Genomic DNA, 20089 nt, shown 5'->3' with positions numbered 1-20089 from the left:
GTTCATCCTGCGGCACGGGGGCGCCCCTCCGGGAGAGGAGGGGCGCCCCGTCGGTCGACGAGCGGATCACACCGGCTCCGTCTGCCGCTCCGGCCGGCCCGGCCGCTCGGGCCGCGCCGTCTCCGGCGCCCGCGACAGCCGCCCCGGCCACCACACCTTGCGTCCCAGCGCCACGCTCGCGCTGGTCACGAGATAGGTGCGGACGAGGAACGTGTCCAGCAGCACCCCGACCGCGATCACGAAGCCCAGCTCGACGAGTTGGACGAGTCCCATGTTCGTCAGCACGGCGAAGGTCGCGGCGAGGACGAGGCCGGCGGAGGCGATGACCCCGCCGGTCGTGCGCAGCGCGGTCAGCGCCGCGGCGACGGGGTCGGCGCCGCGCGTCGACTCCTCCCGCATCCGGTGCATGAGGAAGATGCCGTAGTCGACGCCGAGGGCGACCAGGAACACGAAGGACAGCAGCCCCAGCCCCGGATCCGTGCCCTCGAAGCCGAACACCGGCCCGAAGAGCAGGCCGCCCAGGCCGAGCGCCGCACCCCACACCGCGACCACGGCGGCGACGAGCATCAGCGGCGCGACGAGCGAGCGCAGCAGCACGATCAGGATCAGCAGGACGGAGACGAGGACGAGCGGCACGACGATCAGCCGGTCGCGGGCGTTGGTGTCCACCAGGTCGATCTGCTGGGCGCTCGGCCCGCCGACGTAGGAGCCGGTCAGCCGGTCGCGCAGGGCCTCGATGGTCGCCGTCTCGGCCGCGGACTGCGGCGGCGCGGCGGCGGTCACCGTGATCTCCGTCCAGCCCCGCGCGGTACGGCCCTGCCGTACGTCGGCGACGCCGTCCGTGTCCCGGATCGCGGCGAGGGTGGCCTCGGCCCGGCCGGTCGGCGTCATCACGTCGATGGGCTGGGCGGACTGTTCAGGGAAGGCCTCGGCCAGGGTCTCCATGGCGACGACCGACTCGGGCCGGTCGACGAAGGAGTCCTGCTGCTTGACCGCGCCGGGCAGGTTCAGCGCGCCCAGCGCGAGCGCGCCGAGCAGGACGGCGCCGGCCGCCAGGACGGTCCGCGGACGCCGCCCGGCCGAGGTGCCCATCGCGGCGAACAGCGACCGTCGGACCTTGGGCGTGCTGCCGTAGGCGGGCACCAGCGGCCAGAACACCCGGCGGCCCAGCAGGACGAGGAGCGCGGGCAGCAGCGTCAGCATCGTGACGAGCGCGCACAGCACGCCGACCGTGCCCAGCGGGCCCATGCCCCGGTTGGAGTTGAGGTCGGCGGCGAGCAGGCACAGCAGGCCGGCGGCGACGGTCCCGGAGGAGGCCAGCACGGCCGGCCCGCAGCCGCGCAGCGCGGCCCGCATGGCGTCGTACGGGCGCTCCACGCGCCGCAGTTCCTCCCGGTAGCGGGAGACGAGCAACAGCGCGTAGTCCGTCCCCGCGCCGAACACGAGGATGGTCATGATGCCCGAGCTCTGTCCCGACACGGTGGTGCCGAAGCCCTGGTTGAGGCCGTAGGCGACGCCCATGGACAGGTAGTCGGCGATCCCGGCCACGACGAGCGGCACCAGCCACAGCACCGGGCTGCGGTAGATGAGGATCAGCAGGACGGCGACGACACCGACGGTGGTGTAGAGCAGCGGCCCGCCGAGGGACTCGTAGACCTTGCTCGCGTCGGTGGCCAGCGCCCCCGTCCCGCCCACCTCGACGGTCAGCCCGCCCTCGCTGTGGGCGACTTCGCGGACGTCCTCGACGAAGGCGTCCCGCTTCTTCTCGTCGGTGCCCGGCTCGTTGCTGGCGACCGGGTACATGAGCGTGGCGCCGTCGGCGGACGGGACGCCTCGCGGGTCCCCGGTCAGTGCGTGGTCCCCGGCGACCCGGGCGACCTGCTCCCCGGCCGTCGCCCGGTCGGCGGCGGTCAGCCCGCCCTCGCGGTGGTACACCAGCACCAGCTCGGTGCTCTCACCGCCGGGCAGTTGCTCCTGGAGCCTCGCGACCCTGGTCGAGTCGGCGCTCGCCGGCAGGTAGTCGGTGACCCGGTCGTGCTGTACGTCGGCGAGCTCGGCGGCGAACGGCGAGGCGAGCGCGAGCACACCCACCCACAGTGCGAGCACCACCCAGGGGATGGCACTGCGCCGGCCCTTCGGCTTCTTCCCGGCCCCCATGAAATCTCCGGCCCCCATGAATCGGGCCCTCCCTTCGGCACGGCTGTCTGGTTGCGCTCTCCAGACTTCCGGCACGCGAGGGGCGGCACGTCGCGCGTGAGGGCGAGTTCGGGAGTACTGCCGGGGGTGACCGGGCGGGGGGACTACTCCCTGGGGAGTATCAGGACGGCGTCCGGGCCGCGACCAGCAGGCGGGTCACGTCCTCCGCGCGGATCGTCAGGGCCGCGCCCACCGTCGTGAGGGCCTCTCGCTCGGCCGGGGTGTACGGGCCGTCCGCGAGGGCGATGCGGGCGCCCTGGAGCAGGATCGATTCGCGGCCGGCCGCGGCGAGGTGCGGGGCGAGCGGGTCGAGGGCCTCATGGAGCTCTATGGCCAGGCCCGGACCGTACGCCTCGCCGTAGTGGTGGCCGGTGTCGGAGGCGACGGCGGCGACGAGCGCGGCGAGCTGCTCCTGCGTGCAGTCGGTGAAGCCCGCCGCGCGCACGGCGCCCGCCGCCGTCTCCAGGGACGTGCGGGAACAGGTGCCGCCCGCGCACAGGACCGCGAGGGCGACGGTGTGGACGGCGTCGCGGAGCATCGCCGAGAAGCGGATGGTGGTGGGGTGGTCGAGGACGTCGGTGCCGAAGTGGCGGCGGCAGGCCGCGCACTCGACGACCGGGCCGGTCTCGCCGCGTGGCACGACCGGCAGGCCGAGGAGGGTGAAGCGGCGCCGGCCGGTCAGCCGCTGGTAGTTGCGGTCGCCTCCGCAGCCCGGGCAGAAGAACTCACCGTCGCCCGCGGGCGTCCACGCGATGCGGGTCCCCAGGATGCGGGCAAGCCCGGTGACACGGCCGTCACGTCCCCGTTCTGGCAGCACGTCGCACCTCCGTAACCCCGCGGCAACATCGCCGCACGCCTCCGTGATGTTAGCCACATCCATGAGGTGTAGTCAGCACCCAGGACGAGACCTTCCCGTGACCTCCACGGCGCGATGGCCGAAAACGACGGGGCCCCGACCGCCGTATACAGCGGTCGGGGCCCCGAAAGTCCCGGTCAGGCCGGTCAGCGGGTCGCGCGGTTGACGGCGGAGACGACCGCCTTCAGCGACGCACGCGTCGTGTTCGCGTCGATGCCGATCCCCCACAGGATCTTGTCGTCGATCGCGCATTCGATGTAGGAGGCGGCCTGCGCGGAGGCGCCCTCGCTCATCGTGTGCTCCTGGTAGTCCAGCAGGCGTACGTCGATGCCGACGGACTCCAGGGCGTTGAAGAAGGCCGAGATCGGACCGTTCCCGGTGCCGGTCAGGACGGTGTCCTCGCCGTCGACCGTGGCCTCGACGGTCAGGGTGTCGACGCCGTCGGTGTCGGTCGTGGACTGGCCCGCGCGGACCTGGATGCGGCCCCAGGGGTTCTCCGGGTTCGGCAGGTACTCGTCCTGGAAGACCGACCAGATGGCGCCGCCGGTGACCTCGCCGCCCTCGGCGTCCGTCTTCGCCTGGATGAGCTTGGAGAACTCGATCTGCATGCGGCGCGGCAGGTCCAGCTTGTGGTCGTTCTTCAGGACGTACGCGATACCGCCCTTGCCGGACTGCGAGTTGACGCGGATGACGGCCTCGTAGGAGCGGCCGACGTCCTTCGGGTCGATCGGCAGGTACGGGACCGCCCACTCGATGTCGTCGACGGTGACGCCCTTGGCGGCCGCGTCGGCCTCCATCGCGTCGAAGCCCTTCTTGATGGCGTCCTGGTGGGAGCCGGAGAAGGACGTGTAGACCAGGTCGCCCACGTACGGGTGGCGCGGGTGGACCTCCATCTGGTTGCAGTACTCCCACGTACGACGGATCTCGTCGATGTCGGAGAAGTCGATCTGCGGGTCGACGCCCTGGGAGAACAGGTTCATGCCCAGGGTGACCAGGTCGACGTTGCCGGTGCGCTCGCCCTGCCCGAACAGGCAGCCCTCGACGCGGTCGGCGCCGGCCATCAGCGCCAGCTCGGCGGCGGCGACGGCGGTGCCGCGGTCGTTGTGCGGGTGGACGGAGACGCAGACGTGCTCGCGGCGGGAGAGGTTGCGGCTCATCCACTCGAAGCGGTCGGCGTGGGTGGACGGCGTGGAGCGCTCGACGGTGGCCGGCAGGTTCAGGATGATCTCGCGGCCGGGGCCGGGCTGCCAGACGTCCATGACCGCCTCGCAGACCTCCAGGGCGAAGTCCAGCTCGGTGTCGGTGAAGATCTCGGGGCTGTACTGGTAGCCGAATTCCGTTTCGGGGCCCAGCAGCTTCTCCGCGTACTCGACGACCAGACGGGTGCCGTCGACGGCGATCTGCTTGATGTCGTCCCTGGAGCCGCGGAAGACGACCCGGCGGAACACGGGGGCCGTGGCGTTGTACAGGTGGACGGTCGCCCGCTTGGCGCCCTTCAGGGACTCCACGGTCCGCTCGATCAGGTCCTCGCGGGCCTGGGTCAGTACGGAGATGGTGACGTCGTCCGGGATCGCGCCCTCTTCCTCGATGATCGAGCGCACGAAGTCGAAGTCGGTCTGGCCGGAGGCGGGGAAGCCGACCTCGATCTCCTTGTAGCCCATCTTGACCAGCTGGTCGAACATCCGGCGCTTGCGCTCGGGCGACATGGGGTCGATCAGGGCCTGGTTGCCGTCACGCAGGTCGGTGGAGAGCCAGCGGGGGGCGACGGTGATCCGGTTGTCGGGCCAGGTGCGGTCGGGGATGTCGACCTGGTCGTACTGTCCGTACTTGTGGATCGGCATGTGACTGGGCTGCTGGCGGTTCGCCATGATGCGGTGGCTCCTCAGGAGGACCGGAGAGTGTCCGGACGGAAGGACGGCCGACGCGCAACACCAAGCACCGCGGGGAGGGGGTCGGCCTCGACTACAGGCCCTCGCCGCGGCAGCTAAGGAGAAGCAGCCCGAAACGCATAGTGCTCCGCAGCCTAGCGGAGCCGCTTCCGTCGCGCGGGTTCGTTCCAGTATGCGGGACCGGCGGGACGAACCATAGGAAAAGGCGCATAACGTGCGCCATGCCACTCGTCACCCCTCCGCCATACCACCCGGCGCCGCAGATCACGCCCCTATGTCACCGTATTTCACCAATCATGGTTGCCTGTGGTGACAGCCGCGTAACGCAGTGCAAGGGTGCCGGGCATGACGACTCACGGGGGCTTCGAGCCCGTCTTCTGCACCGTCGTACCGCCACACGTCCTCGACCGGCTGGCGCGCAACGACGACCCCGCTCTCTCCGGTCCCGCCCGGCGCACCATCCTGCGCGACAGCGAGCTGCGCGCCCTGCGTCAGGTGAACACCGAGTACGGCCTCCTGGCCGCACCGGCGGCGAAGGCGCCGTCGGACCAGCCGCTGCGCACGATCTACGACGCCGGGCACGGCACCTCGCTGCCCGGCACCAAGGTCCGCGCCGAGGGCCAGGACCCCGGCCGGGACGCCACCGTCAACCGCGCCTACTCCGGGCTCGGCGCCACCTTCGACCTGTACCTGAAGGCCTACCGGCGCCACTCGATCGACGGCGACGGCCTGGCCCTCGACGCCACCGTGCACTACGACGAGGGCTACAACAACGCCTTCTGGAACGGCGAGCAGATGGTGTTCGGCGACGGCGACGGCGAGATCTTCACCGACTTCACCAACTCCATCGACGTCATCGGGCACGAGCTCACCCACGGCGTCACGCAGTACACGGCGAACCTGACCTACAACGGCCAGCCGGGCGCCCTCAACGAGTCGATGTCCGACGTCTTCGGCTCGCTCATCAAGCAGTACTCCCTCGGCCAGACAGCCGCCGAGGCCGACTGGCTGATCGGCGCGGGCCTGCTCGCCCCGGCCGTCACCGGTACCGCCCTGCGCTCCATGAAGGCGCCGGGCACCGCGTACGACGACGACGTCCTCGGCAAGGACCCGCAGCCCGCGACGATGGACGAGTACGTCCGCACCGGACGCGACAACGGCGGCGTCCACATCAACTCCGGCATCCCCAACCACGCGTTCTACCTGGCCGCCACGGCTCTCGGCGGCTACGCCTGGGAGAAGGCCGGCCAGATCTGGTACGACGTCCTGACCGGCGGCGAACTCTCCGAGCGGGCCTTCTTCACCGACTTCGCCAAGCTGACGGTGCGGGCCGCGCGCGAGCGCTTCGGCAGCGGCGGCGAGGAGCTCCAGGCCGTGGAGAAGGCGTGGGAGCAGGTGGGGGTGCGGATTCTCTGAGTCCGTAATAGACAGGGACCCATGCGTATTCAGGTGAGTCGCACGGGCGGGTTCGCGGGCATCGAGCGCCGTGCCGAGGTGGACACCTCGGGACGGCCCGACGCCCACGAGTGGCACGCCCTGGCCCAGCGGGCGGTCGCCGCCGGCCGGGGCGCGCCTTCGGCCGGCGTGCCGGACGGCTTCAGCTACGAGATCACCGTGGACGGCAGGACGGTGTACGCGGCCGATCCCCGGCTCACGGAGGAACAGCGCGAGCTGATCTCACGGGTGCTGAAGGAAGGGGCCTGAGGGGGCTCGCCGGGGGCGCGCGGGGTGATTGCGGGGGCTTTCGGGAGGGGCATAACTGGCAGTTCACGCCGGGACGTTGACTTCCTTACCCAGCGGTAAGGATGATCCCGCCCATGGCGAACGATCCGCGCGACGCGGCGAACCCGATGCCCCGGTTTCCGGCAGACTTCCTGTGGGGCGTGTCCACCTCCGCGCATCAGATCGAGGGCGCGGCGGACCAGCGCGAACCTTCGGTCTGGGACACCTTCACCGCCGAGCCGGGAAGGGTGAAGGACGGCTCCACGGCGGCGGTGGCCTGCGACCACTACCACCGCTACCCCGAGGACGTGGCGCTCCTGTCGGGCCTCGGGGTGGACGCCTACCGCTTCTCGATCTCGTGGCCGAGGGTGAACTCCCCCGGCGGTCTCGACTTCTACGACCGGCTCGTCGACGAACTGTGCGCGGCCGGTGTCCGCCCGGTCCCCACCCTCTTCCACTGGGACCTGCCGGTCCGGCTCGACTGGCTGGAGCGGGACACGGCGAACCGTTTCGCCGAGTACGTGTCGGTGGTGGCCGGGCGTCTCGGTGACCGCGTGACGAAGTGGATCACCCTCAACGAGCCCGCCGAGCACACCCTGTTGGGGCACGCCCTCGGTACCCACGCGCCCGGCAGGCAGCTGCTGTTCGACGCGCTCCCGGCCGCCCACCACCAGCTGCTGGGACACGGCCTCGCCGTCCAGGCGCTGCGCGCGGCCGGCGCCACGGACATCGGCATCGCCAACTCGCACGGCCCGACCTGGCCGGCCTCTCAGGAACCCGCCGACGTGGAGGCGGCCGCCTTCTACGACCTGCTTCTGAACCGGCTGTTCGCGGAGCCCGTGCTGCTGGGCGAATACCCGGAAGGGCTCGGCGAGTTGATGCCGGGGGACGTCCAGGCCGACCTCAAGGTGATCTCGGAACCGGTCGACTGGTACGGGATCAACTACTACGCCCCGACGAAGGTGGGCGCCCCGCAGGGCACGGAGATCGAGTTCGGTGGCATCCGCATGCCGGCCGAACTGCCCTTCTCCGTGCAGCAGATAGAGGGCGTCCCGGTGACGGACTTCGGCTGGCCGGTCGTCCCGGAGGGCCTGACGGAGCTCCTGACCACCTTCCGCGACCGTTACGGCGACCGGCTCCCCCCGATCGTCATCACGGAGAACGGATGCAGCTACGACGGCGTGGACGACCAGGAGCGCATCGCCTACCTCGACGGTCATCTCCGCGCCCTGCACCGGGCCGTGGAGGCGGGCGTCGACGTGCGCGGCTACTTCGTGTGGTCGCTGCTGGACAACTTCGAGTGGGCGGAGGGGTACGAACGCCGCTTCGGACTGGTCCACGTGGACTTCGAGACCCTGGCCCGGACCCCGAAGGCCTCGTACGGCTGGCTGCGGGACGTGCTGCGGGCGCAGAGATGACGACGGCGGACAGAGCCCCGGCGGCCGCGCTGGCCGAACCCGTCGAGCGGGTCGGCCGGGGCTGGACCTCGGCCCTGTCCCTCGCCAACGGAGCGATCTGGGTGGGCTGGTACGGCCCCCTCCAGATCCTGCTGGCCTCCCAGGCCGAGGACTTCGCGCCCGGCTCGGGCATGTCGAAGGAGACCATGCTGGCCTGGGTGACGGGCGTGGGCGCGGTGGTGTCCCTGGCCGCGAACCCCCTCTTCGGCGCGCTGTCGGACCGGACGACCTCGCGCCGGGGCCGGCGTACGCCGTGGATCGTGGCGGGGACCGCGGGCGGCGCCCTCTCGCTGCTGCTGCTCGCGGGAGCGGACGGCGTCTGGACCATGGCGGCGGGCTGGTGCCTGGTCCAGCTGACGCTGAACGCGGCCTTCGCGGCGGTGACGGCCGCCGTCCCCGACCGGGTCCCCCGGCTTCAACGGGGCTCGGTGGGCGGCTGGCTGGGCGCCGCGCAGATCCTCGGCGTGGTCGGCGGCACCGGGCTCGCGACGGCCGCCGGGGGCGTCGGAGCGGGGTACGTGGCGTGCGCGGTGTTCACGACGCTGGGCGTGCTGCCGTACGTGCTCCGGTACGAGGATCTGCGGCTGGCCGAGGAGGACCGGCCGGCGTGGTCCTGGCGGGGCTTCGCGGCCGGGTTCTGGCTGAGCCCGCGCACCTACCCCGACCTGGGCTGGGCGTGGCTGACCCGCTTCCTGATGAACCTGAGCAACGCGCTGGTGCTGCTGTACCTCCTCTACTACCTGCGTGACCGCCTGCATCACCCGGACCCGGAGCAGGGCGTGCTGATCCTGACCGCGGTGAACGGGCTGACGCTGCTCGCCACGGTGGTCGTCGGCGGCGCCTGGTCGGACCGGGTCTGCCGGCGCAAGCCGTTCGTGATCTGGTCGGGCGTGCTGATGGCGGTGGCGACGGCGGGACTGGCGCTCTGGCAGACCTGGCCGGGCGCGATCGTCGCGGCGGCGGTGCTGGGCATCGGCTTCGGCGTGTTCACGTCGGTCGACTTCGCGCTGATGACCGACGTGCTGCCGAAGGCCGGGGACCGGGGCAAGGACCTGGGCCTGATCAACGTGGCCAACGCCCTGCCCCAGGTCGCGGCCCCCGCCCTCGCCGCGCCGATCGTCACCTACCTGGGCGGCTACCGGGTGCTGTATCTGGTGGCGGCGGCGGTCGGGCTGGCGGGGGCGGTGCTGGTGGGCCGGATCAGGGGGGTGGACTGACCCGTCAGAGGGCTCCGGCGTCCCGGGCGGCGTAGACGCTGGGGTACAGCGGGCGGAAACCGAGTTCGCGGCGGATGCGTTCGGTGGAGGTCAGCTGGAAGAACGGGTCGGGGTCGGTGCGCTCGTAGAGCTCGGCGGGCACGTCGACCCCGTTGAGCTGGTGCAGTTCGACCGCCGTGACCGGGGCGTCGTCGGCGATGTTGTAGGCCCGGCCGCCGGCTCCCGGCGCGTGCAGGAGACGCAGCAGTCCCTGGGCGACGTCCACGTGATGGACCATGTGCAGCCGCCGGGCCGCCGCCCAGTCGCCGGCCCACATCAGCGACTGGGCCAGGTGCGGATCGCCCTCGCCGTAGACGAAGGCGAGGCGGCCGACGCGCACGTCCAGGCCGTCCAGTGCGAACAGCTCCCGCTCGGCCACCCCCTTCGCCTCGGGGTAGGCGCCCCACATCGCGCCGCCGCCGGGCCGGACCTCGTCGTCCTCGACCAGCGGACGGCCCCGCCCGAGGCCGTACACCAGTCCCGTGCTGACCTGCACGAAACGCCGCACACCCGAGGCCAGCGCGGCGCGGCCCAGCTCCACCGCCGCGTCCCGGTTGACGGCCCACGCCTCCTCGTCCGGCACCCCGCGGAAGGACGCCGCCACGTTCACGACCGCGTCCACCCCGGCCACCGCCTTGCCGAGCACCTCCGCGTCGCGCAGATCCCCGAGCACGACCTCGGCGCCCAGCTCCGCGAACCGCTCCCCCCGTGCCGCGTCCCGCACCAGGACCCGCACCCTCTCCCCCGCCGCGGCCTGCGCCAGCAGCCTCGGCACGAAGCGCCGGCCGACCTGTCCCGTCGTACCCGTCACCAGTGTCAACATCGTCATCCACTCCTCTTGGTCGGTGACACCAGCCTCGGCCGGAGCCGGGACGACCGGGAGAGACCCGTCGATCAGGGGACCGGCAGTCCCTGGTTAAGACGGCCGGCCTGGCGCAGCCTGGAGGGGTGAACCGAACCGAACTCGCCGACTTCCTGCGCCGCGGCCGGGCCCGTCTGACCCCGTCGGACGTGGGTCTGACGTCGGGGGCCCGCCGCCGTACGCCCGGACTGCGCCGCGAGGAGGTGGCCCAGCTGGCGGGCATGTCGGTCGACTACTACACGCGCCTGGAACAGTGCCGCGGACCGCGCCCGTCCCGCCAGATGCTGACGGCGCTGGCCCGCGCCCTGCGGCTCACCGACGACGAGCGCGACCACCTGTTCCACCTCACCGGCGAGGAACCCCCGCGCCGCGAGACGGCGTCGGCGCACGTGCCGCCCGGTCTGATGCTGATCCTGGACCGCCTGCACGACACACCGGCGCAGGTCGTGACCGACTGCGGCGAGGTCCTCGCGCAGAACGCGATGGGCAGGGCCCTGACCCGCGACGTGATGTCACGCCCCCGGCGCGAGCGCAACCTGCTCCGTCTCTACTTCCTGGATCCGCAGGCCCGCGACCTGTTCCCGGCGGAGGACCGGCCGGACCACGCCCGCGCCCAGGTGGCCAACCTGCGCGCGGTGACCGCCGCCCGCCCCGACGACCCCGAACCGGCCGCGCTGGTCGCCGAACTCCGTTCGTCGAGCGAGGAGTTCGCCCGCCTCTGGGACGAACACGAGGTGTCCCTGCGCCACAAGGCGACGAAACGCTTCCTGCACCCGCTGGTCGGCCTGCTGGAACTGGACTGCGAGGTCCTGCTCAGCCACGAGCACCACCAGCTCCTGGTCATCCACACGGCCCGCCTGGGCACGGAGGCCTACGAACGGCTCCGGTTGCTCCGGGTGGTGGGACTCCAGGACATGTCCCCGCAGGCCGTCTGACAGCCCCTGGCGGCCTCAGAAACCCAGCTTGCGCAGCTGCTTCGGGTCGCGCTGCCAGTCCTTCGCGACCTTCACGTGCAGGTCGAGGAAGACCGGGGTGCCCAGCAGGGCTTCGATCTGCTTGCGGGACTTGATGCCGACGTCCTTCAGGCGCTTGCCCTTGGGGCCGATGATGATGCCCTTCTGGCTGGGGCGCTCGATGTAGATGTTCGCGTGGATGTCGAGCAGCGGCTTGTCCGCCGGACGGTCCTCGCGCGGGAGCATCTCCTCGACGACCACCGCGATGGAGTGCGGGAGCTCGTCCCGGACGCCCTCCAGCGCCGCCTCGCGGATCAGCTCGGCGACCATCACCTGCTCGGGCTCGTCCGTCAGGTCGCCCTCGGGATAGAGCGGCGGGCTCTCCGGGAGCATCGGGGCGAGCAGGTCCGCCAGCAGTCCGACCTGCTGGTCGCCGACCGCCGAGACCGGCACGATCTCCGCCCACTCGAACCCCAGCTCCTTGCCCAGCTGGTCGATCGCGATGAGCTGCTCGGCGAGCGTCTTGGAGTCCACGAGGTCGGTCTTCGTCACGACCGCGACCTTCGGGGTCCGCTTGATCCCGGCCAGCTCCTTGGCGATGAAGCGGTCGCCGGGGCCCAGCTTCTCGTTGGCCGGCAGGCAGAAGCCGATGACGTCGACCTCGGCCCAGGTGGCGCGCACGACGTCGTTGAGCCGCTCGCCGAGCAGGGTGCGCGGCTTGTGCAGGCCCGGTGTGTCGACCAGGATCAGCTGGGCGTCCGCTCGGTGCACGATGCCCCGCACCGTGTGCCGGGTGGTCTGGGGACGGTTCGAGGTGATCGCCACCTTCTTCCCGACCAGAGCGTTCGTGAGGGTGGACTTGCCCGCGTTGGGACGGCCCACGAAGCAGGCGAAGCCGGCGCGGTGGATGGCCTCGGCCGACTGCTCGGATGACTGGTTACGAACGCTCATGGCCCCCATTCTCCCTGATCCACGAAGCCCCGCCGCACACACGAGCGGCAGCGCCCTCCACCGTGAGCTCCCGGAAACCTCCACGCAACGAAACGTCACGGAAACACACCTGTACGCGACCGGAAACCGGAAGCGGTGAACCTCTGACGAGCCCCCGCATCGTTGGAGACTCCCGTGACTCTGGCCGCCGCCCACGCGAACACCGGCGACACCGCCTGGCTGCTCGCCGCCACCGCCCTCGTCCTGCTGATGACCCCGGGTCTCGCCCTCTTCTACGGAGGCATGGTCCGCACGAAGAGCGTCCTCAACATGCTCATGATGAGCTTCGTGTCGATCGCGCTGGTCACGGTGGTGTGGCTGACGGCGGGCTACTCGCTCGCGTTCGACGACGACGCCGGGGGCGGGCTGATCGGCGGCCTCGAGCACGCCGGGATGGCGGGCCTCGGCCCGGACAGCGTGCAGGGCACGGTCCCCACCCTCCTGTTCGCCACCTTCCAGCTCACCTTCGCGATCATCACGGCCGCCCTGATCAGCGGCGCCATCGCGGACCGGGCGAAATTCGGCGCGTGGCTGGTCTTCGTGCCGGTCTGGGCGCTCCTCGTATACGTTCCCGTGGCGCACTGGGTGTGGGGCCCCGGTGGCTGGATCCTCGACCGGCTCGGCGCCCTCGACTTCGCCGGCGGTCTTCCCGTCGAGATCACCTCGGGCGCCTCGGGCCTGGCGTTGTGCCTGGTCCTGGGCCCGCGCCTGGGCTTCAAGAAGGACGCGATGCGTCCGCACAACCTCCCCATGGTGATGCTGGGCGCGGGTCTGCTCTGGTTCGGCTGGTTCGGCTTCAACGCGGGCTCCGCGCTGGGCGCGAACGGTCTGGCGGCGGCCGCCTTCCTCAACACCCTCGCCGCGGGCTGCACCGGTCTGCTCGGCTGGCTCTTCGTCGAGCAGCGGCGCGACGGCCACCCGACGACGCTGGGCGCGGCGTCCGGCGCGGTCGCGGGCCTGGTGGCCATCACGCCCTCCTGTGGCTCGGTCTCCCTGCTCGGCGCCCTGGCCGTCGGCCTCGCGGCCGGTGTCGTCTGCTCCTACGCCGTGAGCTGGAAGTTCAAGCTGAACTACGACGACTCCCTCGACGTGGTGGGGGTCCACCTGGTCGGCGGGATCATCGGCACGCTCCTGATCGGCGTCTTCGCGGTGGACACCATGACCGGCGGCGCCGAGGGTCTTCTCTACGGCGGCGGGCTCGGCCAGCTCGGCAAGCAGCTGGTCGCCGTGCTCGTGGTGGGGGCGTACGCCTTCACCGTCACCTACGGCATCGCCAAGGTGCTCGACAAGGCGATCGGCCTGCGCGCGCACGAGGACCACGAGCACTCCGGCCTGGACCTTACGGTGCACGCCGAGACCGCATACGATCACGGCGTCCTGGGCCACGGCGCCCCGGTCGGCTCGCACCCCGTCCTCTCCGCCCAGAAGGTCAAGCCACAGGAATGAAGCTCATCACCGCGATCGTCAAGCCCTACCGCCTCGACGAGGTCAAGACGGCCCTCCAGGAGCTCGGCGTGCACGGTCTGACCGTGACCGAGGCCAGCGGCTACGGCCGGCAGCGCGGCCACACCGAGGTGTACCGGGGCGCCGAGTACCAGGTCGACCTCGTGCCCAAGGTGCGCATCGAGGTCGTCGTCGACGACGCGGAGTCCGAGGCCGTGATCGACGCGGTGGTGCTGGCGGCACGGACCGGGAAGATCGGGGACGGGAAGGTCTGGGCCGTGCCGGTCGAGACGGTCGTGCGGGTGCGGACGGGTGAGCGGGGGCCCGACGCGCTCTAGCGTCAGCCTCCGGCGGGTTGGCCGACTTTCGGCTGCGGGTCCGCCGTGGCCGGTCGCGCCCCGCGGCGGAGCCGCGGAACGCCGGCGCCCCGCGCCCCTTCGGGGCGTGTCCGCCGGCGTCTGATCAGCAGCCGGACGCCCGCTCCGACCCCGGCCGCCAGCAAGGCCGCCACCAGCCACGGCACCGCCACGAAGGACGCTTTCGCCGACTCCTCGGTGCCCTTGGCGGTCGCCGTCAGCTCGACGTCCGTCCAGTCGAGCTGGGGGGCGTCGCGCCAGCGTTCGGTGAGGCGGACGCGTTGGCCGGGCAGGAGCTGGGAGGGGAGCTTCGTCAGGTCCCGGGTCAGGAGGGTGCGGCCGAACAGTCCGCTCGCCTTCAGCTCCACCTTCGGGGCGAGGGTGACGTTGCCGGTGTTGTGCAGGGTGTAGGAGATCGTCGCCGTGCTGTCGCCGAGGCCGGGGACCAGCGGCTGGTCGTGGCCGACCGTGACGTTCTCGACGGCGAGCGCGGGCAGCGTGGGCCCGCCGACCTGGAGGTAGACGCGGGCGCCGACGGCCCGCTGGACGCCCAGCGCGACCCCGCCCCCGCCCTGCTCGACCCGTTCGTCGAGGGCGACGATCGCCCCCGGATGGTCGCCCGGCTCGGCACCCTCGGGCACCCGGACGGTGAACGGCACGGTGACCGTCGCGCGGCCGGGCACGGTGACCCGGTCCTTCGGCAGCTCGGCCCAGGCGCCCACGCCGCGCATCTTCTCGCCGAGCGACTTCACGGCGAACCCGCCGTCGCGCGCGGTGTTGTAGGCGTCGGCCGCGTACAGCCGGAAGGTGAGGGGCTCGGCCGTCTTGTTGGCGACGACGACCTTGTCCTCGATCGTCTGGCCCGGATCGGCGGAGACGTAGAAGTAGGGCCGCGCGGCGACGGCCGAGGAGACGGGGTAGACCGACCAGCTGCCGTTGTCGGCGGCGCGGGCGGGGGTCGCCGGCGTCAGGAACAGCAGCAGCGGCAGGAGGAGGACGTACGGCTTGCGCATGGGTGCGGACCCCCCAGCGGACGGGCCCCGGCCGGCGGGCCCCGGCGAACGGGCTTCTACGAACGGGTTTTCACGAACGGGCTTGGACGGCCGGCTGGTCGGGCGGGTGCGGACCTGTGGGGCGGGCGCCCGGCCACCGGTGGACGTGGTGTGTACGGCTCAGGTGAGCGTGAGGGTCAGGACGCCGGCGTAGCTGCCCGGAGGCGTGAACGACGGTACGTCGAGGGACAGTTGGGCGCCGGTGGTGAACTCGCCGCCGGTGGCCGTGCCGTCGGGTGTGGACGCCAGGGTCGCCCCCGAGACGCCGACCGTGCCCGCCGAACCGGCCTGACAGGTGCTCGGGCTGCCCGCCTTGGTGGTGCACGCGGGCGTCCAGCTCAGCTTGCCGGCGTCGATCTTGGCGCCGGGGCCGCTGAAGTCGGTGACCTTGCCGGTCAGGGACCAGCCCGCGGGTCCGCCGCGGAAGTCCTTGACGGTCACGGCCTGGAGCGCGCCGGTCGAGGCCCCGCCCTGGCCGAAGTCGACCGCGGACAGCTGGACGGCGTCCCCGGCCTGGGACATCGACAGCGTGCCCGCCCGGACCGTGGTGGTCACCTTCTGGCTGCCCTCCGGTACGGGCTGGTCGTCGATGACGACGTACGCGACCGGCCCGGCACCGAGGTCCGAGCTCCACGCGCCGCCCTCGTACGCCACGACACCGGTCGTGGTGAGGTCGCTGACGACGAGCGAGCCGGAGATGCCGCCCTGCGCGTTGGCGGTCACGGTCGCCGTGTCCGCGGTCTGGGCGGACGCGGAACGCCCGGCCAGCGTGACGGTCGCGCCCGCGGTGAAGCCGCTGCCGGTGACGGCGACGGCCGCGCCCGGACTGCCGGAGGCCGAACCCAGCGAGATCGCGCGGGTGTTGGCCGGCGGGTTGGCGGCGGCGGTGACGGTCTCCGACACCGGGGCGGGCGGGTTGGTCACCGTGCAGGGGGTGTCCAGCTCCAGGATGTAGCTGGTGTGGATGTTGTAGTCACCGGGCGAGAGGCTGATCGCGCCGGGTGCGGTGACCGTGAAGGTGCCGGTCATGGAGAACGACGGGAAGGCTCCCTTGCCGGGCACCGGGGGGTTCTGCTTCGGCCCCGTGACCGTGACGCTGCCGGTCTGCGCGCCACCGAGGGTCACCTTGCCCGTCGGCGTCATGATGTCGGCCGGCAGGGCCAGGTCGGTGGGGTTGCTCGCGGCGGGCGTGACCACCGTGTACGTCACGGTGACGGTGTCGCCGACCTGCGGACTGGTGTTGTCCGCCGTGATCTTCGCGGTGGTGGTGCCATCGATCGGCGGGAGGCCCGCGATGGCCGGCGGGATGCAGTGCGTGTCGAAGTCGACGTTGGACGCGGCGACGGCCGGGGCCGCCGCCAGCGCCCCGCCGGCGGTGACCGCGAGCGCGGTCGCCCCGAGCAGCGACGCCCAGCGCCGTCTTCGGGAACCTCGGGTGCTTCCGGAACTTCGGGGTGAACCCATGTTGCCCCCTCCTCCAGGGTGCGGGCGCAGCGGCTCTTCTGCGCCGACAGGGGGCATTGAGGTGCGGATCGTGCGAGAAGTCAATGGACATCACGCGGTGAACTGATGGACCGTCAGCTTCCTGGCGCAGCCGGGAAGCCGACGGCCTGTCGGCTCAGTTTCCAACCGCTATCAGCTGAACACGAACGGGCCCGGCGTCTGCGCCGCGCTCGTCGTACAGGTGACGGTGATCCCGAAGACGACCATCTTCAGGGAGCCGCCGTAGAAGTCCAGGCTGTCACCCGAGGCCACGGTCCCGTTGAGCGGACCGACCGTGATCGTGGAGCCGGCCGGCATGGCGGGGTTCACCGTGCCGGAGAAGACCCTCGCGGAACCGGTCGAGTTCGCCATCGTGAGCGTGGAATTGATGCTGTTCGCGCCGATCGCGATCGGCGTGGTGATCGCGGTGGACGTCAGCTTGAGGGTGGCGGCCGTGCCCGTCTGGGTGGCCGTGAGGGTGGCTGCGCCGCCTCCGAAGAGACCGCAGCTGGCGGTGACGTTCGCCGTCAGCGGGGTGACGGCGACAGCCGAGGGCGCGAGGGCCAGTCCGGTGACCGCGAGGGCCCCGACCAGCATTGCCGCACCTGATCCGATTCGCTTGCCTCTCATGGGATCCGCTCCCTTCCCGAGTACGGGAATCCATGTGGGGGGTGGATGGACGGGAGATGCCGACGGACCACCGCCCGGGAGGGATGGGTGCGGGCACCCTGCCCGGGTGGAGATCTGACGTCCAGATCCGACGTCCAGATCTGACGCCCGAATCTGACGGTCCGTCGGAACTTGCGGTTCCATTGATGCGCGAGCGATGCGAGAAGGGCAAGGTTGAATTCCGGCCTACCTCCGAACGGCCCCTCGCGACCTGCCTCCGGCCGCCGTCAGCCCGCGGAGACGGTCAGCCGGACGCTCCCGTCCGGCGCGGCCACCAGCACCGGCGTCCCCGCCCCGCCGAGATCCCGCACGGCGGCCAGATCGGCCTCGTCGGCCGTCTCCGAAGCGGTCACCACCGCCGCCGCCTCCAGCGACTCCGCCCCCGAGGCCACCGCCATCGCCACCGCCGTCCGGAGCGCGCTCAACCGCAGCGACGGCAGCTCCACCGTCCCCGCGACGTAGGTGCGTCCGGTCTCGTCCCGTACGGCGGCCCCCTCGGGCACACCGTTACGGGCCCGCGCGGAACGGGCCAGGGTGACGATCTTGCGGTCCTCGGGGTCGAGCGCGTTGCTGTCGGTCATGCCCCGAGCATACGAAGAACCGATCCGCTCACCGCGTCCGCCCTGCGCGCCCGCGTGACGGGTGGTGCCGCCGCCATCGGCAGGGGCGACTCCCGCCCCGTTCCGATGGCCAAAAGGGCTCGGGCCGCACGGCCGCGCGGCCGCCGGACGGGCTCAGGGACGGTCGAGCCGCAGCCGCTCGGCCCGCGGCAGACCGGCGACCACCAGGTCGTAGGAGTCCTCGACGAGCTCCCGGACCAGCCGGTCCGGGAGCTCTCCGTCGACCGTCACCGTGTTCCAGTGCCGCTTGTTCATGTGCCACCCGGGCACGATCAGCCCCGCGTGCTCCGCGCGCAGACGCACCGCGTCGTCCGGGTCGCACTTGAGGTTCACCGTCAGGGGCCGCGCGTCCAGGGTCGTCAGGGCGAACAGCTTGCCGCCGACCTTGAAGACCGAGATCTCCGGCCGGAACGGGAAGTCCTCCACCGCCGCGTTGAAGGAGAGGCACAAGGCGCGCAGTTCCTGAGGTGTCACTCCGTCACTCCGGTTTCGTCTCGTCCTGCGGCCGGTCCGTCGCTTCCAACGGCTCCACCAGCACCGTGACGATCTTGTTCCGGCGGCCGGCCGCGGCCTCCGCCGTCAGCCGCAGCGCGCGCCCGTCCGGCAGGTCGACCACGCTCGACGCCCCGGCGATGGGCACCCGGCCCAGCGCCTTGGCGAGGAGCCCGCCGACGGTCTCCACGTCCTCGTCGTCGTACTCCTCGAGGCCGTACAGCTCGCCGAGGTCGGTGATGTCGAGGCGGGCGGTGACCCGGTGACGGTCGTCGCCGAGTTCCTCCACCGGCGGGAGTTCACGGTCGTACTCGTCGGTGATCTCGCCGACGATCTCCTCGAGGATGTCCTCGATGGTGACGATGCCGGCCGTGCCGCCGTACTCGTCGATGACGACGGCGACGTGGTTGCGGTCCTGCTGCATCTCCCGCAGCAGGTCACCGGCGTTCTTGGTGTCGGGGACGAAGGCGGCGGGCCGCATCGCCGTCGACACCAGCTCGCCCTCGGCCTCCCGGTTGATGTGCGTCTTGCGGACCAGGTCCTTCAGATACACGATGCCGACGATGTCGTCCTCGTTCTCCCCGGTCACCGGTATGCGGGAGAAACCGGAGCGCAGGGCGAGGGTCAGCGCCTGGCGGATGGTCTTGTACCGCTCGATGACGACGAGGTCGGTCCTCGGGACCATGACCTCGCGTACCAGGGTGTCGCCGAGTTCGAAGACGGAGTGCACCATACGGCGCTCGTCGTCCTCGATCAGGGACTCCTTCTCGGCGAGGTCGACCAGCGCGCGCAGCTCCGCCTCGGAGGCGAAGGGACCCCGGCGGAAGCCCTTGCCCGGGGTCAGCGCGTTGCCGATGAGGATCAGGAGCGACGGGATCGGGCCCATGATCCGCGCCAGCGGGAGCAGCACGTACGCGGCCGCCGTCGCCGTGTTCAGCGGGTGCTGGCGGCCGATGGTGCGCGGGGAGACGCCGACGGCGACGTACGAGACGAGGACCATCACGCCGATCGCCGCGAAAAGGGCCCCGGTCGTGCCGTCGATCTCCTGGAGGCATGCGTAGGTGACCAGCGCCGCGGCCGCCATCTCGCAGGCGACGCGGACCAGCAGCGCCACGTTCAGATAGCGGGTGGGGTCGGCGGCGATCTGCGCGAGCTTGGCGCTGCCCCGCCGGCCGGACCGTACGGCCTCCTCGGCGCGGAAGCTGGAGACGCGCGCGAGGCCCGCCTCCGCGCAGGCGGCGAGCCAGGCGACGACGACCAGGGCGATCGCGCCGGCGACGAGGCTGAGGCTCATGAGACGGTCGGGGCCGGGGACGGGCCGGTCAGGCCCTTCTCCGCACGCCAGCCGTCGACGATGGCGGCCTGGAGCCCGAACATCTCGGCCTTCTCGTCGGGCTCCTCGTGGTCGTACCCCAGCAGATGCAGCACCCCGTGGACGGTGAGCAGTTGGAGCTCCTCGTCCATGGAGTGCCGCGTCGGCGCCTCGGTGCCCTGCCGGGCGGCGACCTCGGGGCACAGCACGATGTCGCCGAGGAGGCCCTGCGGGGGCTCGTCGTCGTCCTTCGACGGCGGACGCAGCTCGTCCATCGGGAAGGACATGACGTCCGTCGGCCCCGGCAGGTCCATCCACTGGATGTGCAGCTGCTCCATGGCATCGGTGTCCACGACGATCACCGAGAGCTCGGAGAGCGGGTGGATGCGCATCCGCGCGAGCGCGTAGCGGGCGATGTCGAGGATCGCCTGCTCGTCGACCTCGGTTCCGGACTCGTTGTTGACGTCGATCGACATGGTGCT

19 protein-coding genes are annotated in these 20089 nt (G+C 71.7%); 7 read left to right on the top strand and 12 right to left on the bottom strand.

Annotated features, from left to right (window positions below; genetic code table 11):
• Positions 1-66: 66 nt before the first annotated feature.
• The 3 genes from QQM72_RS15805 to leuA form a co-directional block, all read right to left on the bottom strand.
• Positions 67-2157 carry an MMPL family transporter gene (locus QQM72_RS15805; RefSeq protein WP_314221647.1) on the bottom strand — a complete coding sequence of 697 codons (2091 nt, stop codon included), beginning with the start codon at positions 2155-2157 and terminating at the stop codon, positions 67-69.
• Positions 2158-2317: 160 nt separating this feature from the next.
• Positions 2318-3013: a TerB family tellurite resistance protein gene (locus QQM72_RS15800; RefSeq protein WP_314221503.1), complete on the bottom strand. Its 696-nt coding sequence runs from the start codon at positions 3011-3013 to the stop codon at positions 2318-2320.
• 185 nt (positions 3014-3198) lie between these two features.
• Positions 3199-4920, bottom strand: a complete 1722-nt coding sequence (gene leuA, locus QQM72_RS15795) for a 2-isopropylmalate synthase (RefSeq protein ID WP_314221502.1) — start codon at positions 4918-4920, stop codon at positions 3199-3201.
• 366 nt (positions 4921-5286) lie between these two features.
• Between leuA and QQM72_RS15790 the strand changes: the two genes are divergently transcribed.
• The 4 genes from QQM72_RS15790 to QQM72_RS15775 all read left to right on the top strand — a co-directional run bounded on the left by QQM72_RS15790 (position 5287) and on the right by QQM72_RS15775 (position 9337).
• Complete coding sequence (locus QQM72_RS15790) at positions 5287-6357, top strand: M4 family metallopeptidase (protein ID WP_314221501.1); 1071 nt, start codon at positions 5287-5289, stop codon at positions 6355-6357.
• 21 nt (positions 6358-6378) lie between these two features.
• A complete protein-coding gene (locus QQM72_RS15785) occupies positions 6379-6645 on the top strand; it encodes a protealysin inhibitor emfourin (protein ID WP_314221500.1) in 267 nt (88 codons plus the stop codon).
• 113 nt (positions 6646-6758) lie between these two features.
• Positions 6759-8081, top strand: coding sequence for a GH1 family beta-glucosidase (locus tag QQM72_RS15780; RefSeq protein WP_314221499.1), 1323 nt, complete (start codon positions 6759-6761; stop codon positions 8079-8081).
• The gene (locus tag QQM72_RS15775; RefSeq protein WP_314221498.1) at positions 8078-9337 is read left to right on the top strand and encodes an MFS transporter; all 1260 of its coding nucleotides are present in this window, start codon (positions 8078-8080) and stop codon (positions 9335-9337) included. The genes QQM72_RS15780 and QQM72_RS15775 overlap by 4 nt, the downstream gene beginning before the upstream one ends.
• Before the next feature lie 4 nt (positions 9338-9341).
• Here the strand turns inward: QQM72_RS15775 and QQM72_RS15770 are convergent, their stop codons facing one another.
• Entirely contained in the window at positions 9342-10199 is an 858-nt protein-coding gene (locus QQM72_RS15770; protein WP_314221646.1) for an NAD-dependent epimerase/dehydratase family protein, read from the bottom strand.
• Positions 10200-10324: 125 nt separating this feature from the next.
• Between QQM72_RS15770 and QQM72_RS15765 the strand changes: the two genes are divergently transcribed.
• Entirely contained in the window at positions 10325-11173 is an 849-nt protein-coding gene (locus QQM72_RS15765) for a helix-turn-helix transcriptional regulator (protein WP_314221497.1), read from the top strand.
• A gap of 15 nt (positions 11174-11188) precedes the next feature.
• Here QQM72_RS15765 and era read toward each other — a convergent pair whose 3' ends face one another.
• Positions 11189-12142, bottom strand: a complete 954-nt coding sequence (gene era / locus QQM72_RS15760; RefSeq protein WP_314221496.1) for a GTPase Era — start codon at positions 12140-12142, stop codon at positions 11189-11191.
• A 174-nt stretch (positions 12143-12316) separates the two neighbouring features.
• Here era and QQM72_RS15755 point away from each other — a divergent pair, with 174 nt between their 5' ends.
• On the top strand, positions 12317-13627 hold the full coding sequence (locus QQM72_RS15755) for an ammonium transporter (protein WP_314221495.1): 1311 nt from the start codon (positions 12317-12319) through the stop codon (positions 13625-13627).
• Complete coding sequence (locus tag QQM72_RS15750; RefSeq protein WP_020127730.1) at positions 13624-13962, top strand: P-II family nitrogen regulator; 339 nt, start codon at positions 13624-13626, stop codon at positions 13960-13962. Before QQM72_RS15755 ends, QQM72_RS15750 begins: the two co-directional genes overlap by 4 nt.
• Before the next feature lie 2 nt (positions 13963-13964).
• Here the strand turns inward: QQM72_RS15750 and QQM72_RS15745 are convergent, their stop codons facing one another.
• From QQM72_RS15745 to ybeY, 7 genes are all read right to left on the bottom strand, one after another.
• Positions 13965-14993, bottom strand: a complete 1029-nt coding sequence (locus QQM72_RS15745; protein WP_314221494.1) for a WxL protein peptidoglycan domain-containing protein — start codon at positions 14991-14993, stop codon at positions 13965-13967.
• A 159-nt stretch (positions 14994-15152) separates the two neighbouring features.
• Positions 15153-16496: a beta-xylosidase gene (locus QQM72_RS15740; RefSeq protein WP_314221493.1), complete on the bottom strand. Its 1344-nt coding sequence runs from the start codon at positions 16494-16496 to the stop codon at positions 15153-15155.
• Between the two features lie 171 nt (positions 16497-16667).
• Positions 16668-17144, bottom strand: a complete 477-nt coding sequence (locus QQM72_RS15735; protein ID WP_028806496.1) for a hypothetical protein — start codon at positions 17142-17144, stop codon at positions 16668-16670.
• Between the two features lie 266 nt (positions 17145-17410).
• Positions 17411-17764 carry a cytidine deaminase gene (locus QQM72_RS15730; protein ID WP_314221492.1) on the bottom strand — a complete coding sequence of 118 codons (354 nt, stop codon included), beginning with the start codon at positions 17762-17764 and terminating at the stop codon, positions 17411-17413.
• 153 nt (positions 17765-17917) lie between these two features.
• The gene (locus QQM72_RS15725) at positions 17918-18277 is read right to left on the bottom strand and encodes an MmcQ/YjbR family DNA-binding protein (protein WP_314221491.1); all 360 of its coding nucleotides are present in this window, start codon (positions 18275-18277) and stop codon (positions 17918-17920) included.
• Positions 18278-18281: 4 nt separating this feature from the next.
• Positions 18282-19589, bottom strand: a complete 1308-nt coding sequence (locus QQM72_RS15720) for a hemolysin family protein (protein WP_314221490.1) — start codon at positions 19587-19589, stop codon at positions 18282-18284.
• On the bottom strand, positions 19586-20083 hold the full coding sequence (gene ybeY / locus QQM72_RS15715; RefSeq protein ID WP_142264256.1) for an rRNA maturation RNase YbeY: 498 nt from the start codon (positions 20081-20083) through the stop codon (positions 19586-19588). The genes QQM72_RS15720 and ybeY overlap by 4 nt, the downstream gene beginning before the upstream one ends.
• Between the last annotated feature and the right edge of the window lie 6 nt (positions 20084-20089).

It is taken from the genome of Streptomyces zaehneri (assembly GCF_032248645.1).
Classification (GTDB): domain Bacteria; phylum Actinomycetota; class Actinomycetes; order Streptomycetales; family Streptomycetaceae; genus Streptomyces; species Streptomyces coriariae.
Note: the sequence above shows the minus strand (reverse complement) of the source record. Positions and strands in the feature narration are given on the sequence as shown.